This window comes from Thiorhodococcus drewsii AZ1 (assembly GCF_000224065.1).
Taxonomy (GTDB): domain Bacteria; phylum Pseudomonadota; class Gammaproteobacteria; order Chromatiales; family Chromatiaceae; genus Imhoffiella; species Imhoffiella drewsii.
The window spans coordinates 1-7,984 of the sequence record NZ_AFWT01000071.1 but is presented as its reverse complement, the minus strand read 5'-3'; the positions used below and the strand labels follow the sequence as shown (position 1 = coordinate 7,984).

7 protein-coding genes and 1 tRNA gene are annotated in these 7,984 nt (G+C 63.3%); 5 read left to right on the top strand and 3 right to left on the bottom strand.

Features of this window, described 5'->3' with window-relative positions:
• The 5 genes from tolA to THIDRDRAFT_RS22480 all read left to right on the top strand — a co-directional run.
• The coding region (tolA, locus tag THIDRDRAFT_RS22500) for a cell envelope integrity protein TolA (protein WP_007043232.1) at nt 1–801 on the top strand (801 nt) is incomplete at its 5' end.
• A 16-nt stretch (nt 802–817) separates the two neighbouring features.
• A complete protein-coding gene (gene tolB / locus THIDRDRAFT_RS22495; RefSeq protein WP_007043231.1) occupies nt 818–2,128 on the top strand; it encodes a Tol-Pal system beta propeller repeat protein TolB in 1,311 nt (436 codons plus the stop codon).
• A 12-nt stretch (nt 2,129–2,140) separates the two neighbouring features.
• Nucleotides 2,141–2,686, top strand: a complete 546-nt coding sequence (pal, locus tag THIDRDRAFT_RS22490; RefSeq protein ID WP_007043230.1) for a peptidoglycan-associated lipoprotein Pal — start codon at nt 2,141–2,143, stop codon at nt 2,684–2,686.
• A gap of 13 nt (nt 2,687–2,699) precedes the next feature.
• Nucleotides 2,700–3,587: a tol-pal system protein YbgF gene (gene ybgF, locus THIDRDRAFT_RS22485; RefSeq protein WP_007043229.1), complete on the top strand. Its 888-nt coding sequence runs from the start codon at nt 2,700–2,702 to the stop codon at nt 3,585–3,587.
• Nucleotides 3,588–3,690: 103 nt separating this feature from the next.
• Nucleotides 3,691–3,766, top strand: a tRNA-Lys gene (locus tag THIDRDRAFT_RS22480).
• Between the two features lie 316 nt (nt 3,767–4,082).
• Here the strand turns inward: THIDRDRAFT_RS22480 and THIDRDRAFT_RS22475 are convergent.
• The 3 genes from THIDRDRAFT_RS22475 to THIDRDRAFT_RS22465 all read right to left on the bottom strand — a co-directional run.
• Entirely contained in the window at nt 4,083–4,304 is a 222-nt protein-coding gene (locus THIDRDRAFT_RS22475; protein WP_040845865.1) for a hypothetical protein, read from the bottom strand.
• Between the two features lie 149 nt (nt 4,305–4,453).
• Nucleotides 4,454–6,157, bottom strand: coding sequence for an NACHT domain-containing protein (locus THIDRDRAFT_RS26460; RefSeq protein ID WP_007043227.1), 1,704 nt, complete (start codon nt 6,155–6,157; stop codon nt 4,454–4,456).
• A gap of 714 nt (nt 6,158–6,871) precedes the next feature.
• On the bottom strand, nt 6,872–7,984 hold a 1,113-nt coding region (locus tag THIDRDRAFT_RS22465), incomplete at its 5' end, for a SagB/ThcOx family dehydrogenase (RefSeq protein ID WP_007043226.1).

Below are 7,984 nucleotides of genomic sequence, written 5' to 3'. Positions count from 1 at the left end.
CGGCGTGCCGAGCAGGCCCAGCGTGCGGCCGAGGAGGCTGCGCGCCGGCAGGCCGAGCAACTCGCACGCCAGCAGGCCGAAGAGCAGCGCGCCGCCGAGGAGGCCCGTCGTCAGGCGGAGGCGGAACGTCTCCGGGCGGAAGAAGAGGCCAAGCGCATGGCGTCCGAGCGTGAGCGAATCCGTCGGGAGATGGAGCGTCGCGCGGCGGAGGAAGCGGCGCAGCGCAAGGCGGCCGCTGAGGCGCGCCAACGTCAGATCGCCGAGGAGGCCGCCCGTCTGGCCGAGGAAGAAGAGCGTCGCCTGGCTGAGGAAGCGGCGCAGCGCAAGGCGGCCGCTGAGGCGCGCCAACGTCAGATCGCCGAGGAGGCCGCCCGTCTGGCTGAGGAAGAAGAGCGTCGCCTGGCTGAGGAAGAGGCCCAGCAACGTGCGCAGCAGGCGGCCGAATCTCAACGCTCGGCAGCAGAGGCCCAGCGCGCCCTGGAAGAGGAGCTGCAGTCCGCGTTGGAGTCGGAGCGTCTGTCGCAAGAGGTCAATCGTTATGTGCCCGCGATTCGCGACCGTGTCCGGTCCTTCTGGGTGCGTCCGTCGACCGTCGACAAGGATCTCTCCACGACCGTGTCGGTTCGTCTGATCCCGGGCGGCGATGTGGTGCCGGGGAGCGTGCATGTGGTCAGTAGCAGCGGCAATGTCGCCTACGATCAGTCCGTGATTGCGGCCGTCTACAGTGCTTCGCCCTTGCAGGTGCCCTCCGGACCCGCTTTCGAGTCTTTTCGGGAGTTCAATTTCACCTTTAGCCCTTGAATGGGGATCTCGCATCATGAGCCGATTCCAGCATCTGCTGCTCATCCTGACACTCTGTACGCTGAACCTGGCCGGTAGCGGCGCTGTCTTGGCGGCACCCCGACTCAACATCCAGATCACCGGCGGGGTCGAGGCCGCACAGCCGATCGCCGTGGTGCCCTTCGGTGTGTCCGAGGGACTGATTCCCTCGGCGGATGTTGCCGCCATCATCAGCGCCGATCTGGCGCGCACCGGTCGCTTCAAGCCCATGCCGACCCGCGACATGCTGGACATGCCCAGTACGCGCGACGCGGTCGATCTGCGCGAATGGAGCCTGCTCGGCATGAACAACCTGGTCATCGGTCGGGTCGAGGCCGAGGGTACCGGATACCGTGTCAGCTTCAGTCTCTACGACGTCTTTCGCGGCGATGAGCTGGCGAGCACCAGCCTCATCTCCTCCAAGACCGGGATGCGCCATACGGCGCATCTGATCGCCGACATCATCTACGAGAAGCTCACGGGACAGGCAGGGGTCGCGGCGACGCGTATCGCCTATGTCACATCGAGCGGCAGCGGCGATTCGCAGACTGTGACCCTGAAGGTCGCGGACGCGGACGGGTACGCCCCCCAGACCATCGTCTCCTCCGGCGAGCCCATCATGTCTCCGGCCTGGTCCCCGGACGGACGGCGGATTGCCTATGTCTCGTTCGAAAACCGCCGCGCGGCCATCTATGTGCAGGAACTCTCCAGCGGACGGCGTGACCTGGTTGCCAGCTATCCGGGCATCAACAGCTCGCCCGCCTTCTCGCCCGACGGTTTACGGCTCGCCATGACCCTTTCGAAGGACGGCAATCCTGAGATCTACAGCCTGAATCTGCTCAGTCGCGAGCTGATACGGCTGACCGATCACTATGCCATCGACACCGAGCCCGCATGGTCCCCGGATGGGCGCTCCATCATCTTCACCTCCGATCGCGGAGGGAGTCCGCAGATCTATCGGATGTCCGCGACCGGCGGTCCGGCCGAGCGCATCAGCATCGATGGTGACTACAATGGCCGCGCCTCCTATTCGCCGGACGGACGCTCGATCGCTATGGTGACGCGCATCAACGGCAGCTTTCGGATCGGGGTCCTGGATCTCGATCGAGGCATTATGCGTCTGGTGAGTTCAGGTGATCTGGACGAATCGCCGAGCTTCGCTCCGAACGGTTCCATGGTCATCTACGCGACCATCTACGGCGGTCGTGGCGTTCTCGCCGCCGCCTCCGTGGACGGCGGCGGCAATCAGCGTCTCTCCCAGGATTCCGGCCAGGTTCGCGAGCCGGCCTGGTCCCCCTTCATGAAGTAAGGAGCCCGCAACATGCGCGTCCTCTCTCTCACAAGCAAGGCACTGTTCGTGTCGACGATTCTGTCGCTCATGCTGGGTCTGTCCGGGTGTTCGACCACGCCGAAATCGGATGGCTCCAGTGCGTCCAGGAGCGTTCCTCAGACCGCCCCACGTCCTCGGGAGACCACCACCACGCCGGTCGAATCGACCCGGCCGGTCTATGCCGGACCTTGGGAGGATCCTTCCAGTCCGCTCTATAACCGCACCATCTATTTCGATTACGACAGCGCCGAGATCAAGCCGCAGTACCTCGACCTGATGCGGACCCATGCGCGCTATCTGGGCAGCAACACCAGCGTGAAGGTGACCCTGGAGGGGAATACCGACGAACGCGGAACACGGGAATACAACCTCGCACTCGGCGACCAGCGCGCCGAGACGGTGCGTCGCTTCATGCTGGCCGAGGGCGTGCTTCCGAGCCAGATGACGACCCTGAGTTACGGCGAGGAGCGTCCGGCCGACGGTGGGCACAGCGAAACGGCATGGCGCCAGAATCGGCGCGTCATCATTCAGTATTGAGGAGATTGGCGACATGAATCAGTCATCGCATCATTCACGCCTTCTCTTGGCCGTCCTCTTGAGCTGTCTCTCGGTTGGGGCCGGGGCTGCCGATTACATCAACCTCGAAGGGCGTGTCGGACGGCTTGAGCGCATTCTCGAAAACCAGAGCGGCTCGGAGTTGCTGATGCAGATGCAGCAGCTACAGACCGAGATGCAGGAATTGCGCGGAATGCTCGAATCCCAGAAGCTCGAACTCGACAAACTCAAGCGGCAGCAGCGCGATCAGTATCTGGACATCGATTCGCGGCTCGGTTCGATCAATGGCGGCGGCAGCAATCAGCCGAGTCTTTCCACGACGGTTGGCAATGCCACCCCGACTCTGCCCTCGGGTGTGATCGACGCCAGTGGCGGCGGTTTTTCGCAATCGGCTTCGGGCAATACGCAGGTCCAGCCCCAGTCCGGCGCAGCGGGTCTGGCCGAGTCGTACGGTCCCGTGGGCATCCCGTCATTACCGTCGCCAGAGACCGTCGGAGGCAACGAGCGCGACGCCTATACCGAGGCGTTCGAACTGCTCAAGGAGCGCAAATACGACCAGGCGATCACGGCCTTCAACGACCTGTTACGCCGCTATCCGCAGGGCCAGTTCTCAGACAACGCCCGTTATTGGCTGGCCGAGACCTACTACGTCCAACGCAACCTGACGGCCGCGCTCTCCGAATTCGAGCGATTGTTGCAGCTCAATCCCCAGAGTCCGAAGGTTCCGGGCGCCATGCTCAAGATCGGCTTTATCCAATACGATCAGAAGGATTTCGAGCAGGCGAAGGTTTCGCTTGAACGTGTCATCGCGACCTATCCGAACAGCACCGAGGCTCGGCTGGCCAAGGGGCGCCTCGAACGTATCGGGGAGTCGAAGCCTTAAGTCCGAATGCGCATTTGTCCGCGACGGTGTGACGGATGTTTGAGTGGCGCGTGAGAGCGGGGTTGAAATTGTCCGTCATCCCTCTATAATGCCCCGCTTCATCGCGCCCTTAGCTCAGCTGGTAGAGCATCTGACTTTTAATCAGGTGGTCGCAGGTTCGAACCCTGCAGGGCGCACCAAATAGCGGTAAACATAAAGGCGATCAGATTTCGGTCTGACCGCCTTTATTTTTGTCTGTCCTCCGGCCGTGCCGGAATCGTGTCAACTGGCCGCACACCAGTCTCGATCCGCGCCGCATGTTCCGCTGTGGCGAGGCACGACTCCGAAGCGCTGGAGCCTGGTCAGCATGGTGGGTCCTTTCATGGGCGCGCCGTTGTCGGAATGCGGCGTCAGGGTTCGCGGGCCTTCCGCTACGGCCTAGGTCCGGGGCGCGGCGCTGATCCTCGCTCGACTCTACAGGCGTTCCCGATTCCGATCTTCATCCAGGTGGACGGATTAGCGCCGATGCTCCTGTTCAAGCCCCGCGCAATAGTCCCGCAGTGACAAGTGCAGGAAGCGATAGCTCCCGCCGATGCGCTGCAGGAGCTTCCGCTTCACCATCTGGTCGAGGAACCGCACGTAGAAGAAGGGGAGGTGTCCCTGACGCGATAGGACAAAGCGCAGAACGTAGTGCTCGGTGTAGGGGAGGCCGCCGAGAAAGACATACGCGGGGAGCATGAATATCAGGGTGAAATTAGGAATATTGGGGGAAGCGAAATGTGGGATCCAGCCCACCACTGGGCTGACGCAAATCATGAAAATGAGTCCGTTCAAGCCAGACCGCTTGATGCCTTGGCTCGGGGTCGACTTTTTCGGGATCTGAATGCTCAAATTTGATAGCCCGAGAGCCAGCCCGCCAGCCAGCCAGCCCGCCAGCCAGCCCTCCAGCCAGCCCTCCAGCCAGCCCCAAAGCCAGCCCCAAAGCCAGCCCGAGAGTGATCTTCACCCAATCTTCCAACGAATACCAATGAGGTGCTCGGACCAATTCGACGGGTGTAATCTCTGAGGGGGGAGGTGTGTCGAACCAAGAGATGAGCCCTAAAGCCAGCCCGCCAGCCAGCCCTAAAGCCAGCCCGCCAGCCAGCCAGCCCGAAAGCCAGCCCGAAAGCCAGCGTCCGAATCACTTTGGATCGTGTCTTGCTTAAGCCTGCCTTTCCGGCAACAAAGGAGCCGCCATAGGTGAGCACCCCGAAACCCAGTCCGAGGAGCAGCCCGCCAGCCAGCCCTCCCGTCAGGCGTTCCGATAAGCTGTCCCGCCATTCCGGCGAGAGTCCGTATGGCGCCCATAGCCCAAGACTGGCAGCAGCTCCATTGATGATCGCTCCAACGATCATGAACAACGCGACCATCGCGATTCCATAATGGACGGGCTTCGCGAGCCAGATCGGTTGCAGGTCTTCCAGCTCGAACTCGGTTCGCGAGCGCCCCTTCAACTGGGTCGCCAGCCAGTTCAGCCAGTGACGGGTCTGGCGAGGCGGCTGGTCGGCGCCATTCCCCGCCAAACGGCTGTCGAGATAGGTCTCCAGGATGCGGTTGCGGTAGTCGTCCTCGGAGGCCGATTCCGGCAGCGAACGTGGGAGATCCTGCCGGCACAGGATGATCATGCTCAGGGTCAGCGGGGAGCGGGCCAGGGCCATGAGCTTGGGGTGATGAGTCAGAACCTCGCGGACATGCGGCGCCTTCACCTTGTCCAGATACTCGACGATGCTGCGGGGTTGCAGCGGCTGGATGAAGACAGCGTTGTGGAGGTGAAGCTTGGCGTCCTCGGCCATGCGCTCGTATTCCGCGACCCGCGAGCAGATGACGAACTGATGGGTGGTTTCGAGGAGGGCATTCAGCTGGCCGATGAAGGCCTTCTGGCGGCCGGCCTCCAGCTCGTCGAGACCGTCCAGCAGCAGGAGAATCTCGCCATGTTCCAGCAGTTTGGCGGCCTGATCCTGAGGGAGACGATAGGTCCGCTTCAATTCGTCGGCCATCCAGTCCTTGGGGGCCTTTCCGGTCCAGGTCGAGCACTCGAAAATCACCGGGACTGGATGCAGGTCGTCGGCCTGGGCCTGCTCCGCCAAGTGCGTCGCCAACTCCAGCAGAATCGTCGTCTTGCCCGCGCCAGGGTGGCCGAGGATCAGCAGCTTCTTTCGGACCTTGGCGGAATCGTAGACGTCGATAATGGACGTCCCTTCCGGTAGCGGATCGTCCGGCTTGTTCGCCGAATGCGCCAGGGCCAAGGTTGGCTGGACCTGGGAGTATTGCAGCTTGAGATCGAGCTCGGCGGCGACCTCCTCATGCAGCCCCTGCGCCCTGCGGACGCTGAATTCCCCATGCACCCGCTCCAGCAGATCGTGACGGGTGCGCTCCTGGGGCCAGCCTCGCTGTTGCCAGAGCGAGAGGTTGTCGGTGCGCTGAGAGCGTCTGAACCATGCGAAAACAACAAGGGCAAATCCGCTGAAGGCGCATGTGAGCAGCGCCATCATGAAGGTTTGTTCTCGCGCCCAAGTATTCAGGGCGTCTAAAAAGTGCTGGATGCCATCCATTCAGCGTTTCCTTGAGTGCTTGTGCTGAGACTGATCGAGGTCAGCTGGTCAGGGTCGGTCTTTCGCTCGTTGGCTGTTGCCCCTGGGGAGTGGCGTCTGCTGGACCACTGCTCGGCTTGGGAATGACGAAGCGGCGCCGGGGACCAGGGGTTGTGAGGATGGGGGAGGGCCCGAGCGTCTTTCTGAAGAGTGTACGGGGATTCTGCTTCAGCGAGCGTTGACGTAGGTCAGGGGAGGGAATGCGGTCCGGCTCCTGGTTTCCTCTCTCCACAGTGCTCGCTCAGCGGGCGGCGTGGTCGGATATCGGGTGAGTCGGGGAGCGCGGGGCGCAGGATCAAGAGCCGGTGCCGCTGCCGGTGGCGAGACGGGTGCGTTTCGGCAGAAGCGGTGAGGCGAAGGCTCTTCAGGCGCCGCGTCGACCCTGAGAGCCTCGCATCAGTGGGGCTGTCTCTGGTCGTTGCTGATGAGAGAGTTCATGTCGGCATTGCAGTTCCAAGCGGGCACATGCAATGACTCAACCGCCCCAGATGTTACGTCCCGTGTGATCATGTTCCTCGACGGAGCTATCCTTTTTTCTTTAACGCAGTGAGATCCCACCATGCGCCTCGGCCGCTCGGGGCGGCGCCCGACTGCACATGCGATTAGACCATCTCAGAGCACCGCAGCCAGAAGTGAAACCGCCGAGCATGGGATGCAGTGCTGCGGATCTCAGGCTCAAGCCGAGCGCTCGTCCAAGTGGGCATAGGGCGGCTCGGTGCGCAGTCGAGGATCTTCGACGGGGCCACCGACGGTGAAGTGATAGAGCGACTGCCAGCGTCTGTCCTGGATGCCGAGCAGGTCGTGAACAGCATCGTCGAAAAAGCAGCCGATCCCGGTCCCGCGCAGCCCGGCCGCCTCCGCTTCGAGATAGAGGATCTGGCCGATGAGTCCGCACTCCCAGAACAATTCCCGGTAGCGCCAGGGGCCGTGCTCGAGCGCCGCATCGAAGTCGGCCAGCATGGCGACCGCAAAGCAGCCGTCACTGGCGATGTCCTGATGACAGGAGAGGGCGCGAGCGGCGTTGCGCGCATCGCCCTCGACCAGCCGATAGAGCCCGAGGTGCGCGGGTGCGCCGTCCAGCGGTACCCAGGCCCACTCGGATCGAAGACTCCGGTGGAGCCGATCGCGATGCGCGGGCGTTCTCACCAGCACATAAAGCCCGGGTGCCACTCCCTCGACGCGATGCACGAAGAGGAGGAGGCTTACGCGCGGCGTGCGTCGCCAGGCGTCGAAGGGAGGCGTCCCTGGCCTGGGTAAGAGCGCATCGAGCATAGAGATCCAGGCCTCGCGGGGCATCTGCGTCTGTCCATCGAAGTCGACGGCACTGCGGCGCTGACGAATCAGTGCCCCGGCTCCCAGGTCGCCGTCCAGTTGCGTGAGCGGTGGCAGCGTCGCTGGGTCTGCGGGCGCTGTCTGCTGTGCCGTGTCACGCCAGCAGGCCCGATGCACCTGCTCGATCCCGGTCCAGCTCACATGGCCGGTGCTCAGACGGTTCGCCTTGCCCAAGTAGGATCGGGGGCGGTCCAGCCAAGCGTCGATCATCTCGGCGTGCGCCGGCTCCGGCCCCACCCAGACCGCGAGATCGGGCGCCTCCGGCTCATCCGGATCGAAGTCCGTCTCGCGGTCGATGCCGAGCAGGGCTGCGAGTCTCTGATCGGACCATCCGAGCGGCTCGACGCGCCAGCCGAGTGTCGCGGCCGCATAGGCGATGGCGGCCAGCGCGTGCCCGACATCGTGCTGACAATAGCGATAGGCACGCAGCCCGTACTTCCAGGCTTCACGCCAATG

What these genes read in the sequence shown, in the direction of transcription:
- THIDRDRAFT_RS22475 (WP_040845865.1), bottom strand. Translation starts at nt 4,304, where the DNA reads ATGCTCCCCGCGTATGTCTTTCTCGGCGGCCTCCCCTACACCGAGCAC.
- pal (WP_007043230.1), top strand. Translation starts at nt 2,141, where the DNA reads ATGCGCGTCCTCTCTCTCACAAGCAAGGCACTGTTCGTGTCGACGATT.
- THIDRDRAFT_RS26460 (WP_007043227.1), bottom strand. Translation starts at nt 6,157, where the DNA reads ATGGATGGCATCCAGCACTTTTTAGACGCCCTGAATACTTGGGCGCGA.
- tolB (WP_007043231.1), top strand. Translation starts at nt 818, where the DNA reads ATGAGCCGATTCCAGCATCTGCTGCTCATCCTGACACTCTGTACGCTG.
- ybgF (WP_007043229.1), top strand. Translation starts at nt 2,700, where the DNA reads ATGAATCAGTCATCGCATCATTCACGCCTTCTCTTGGCCGTCCTCTTG.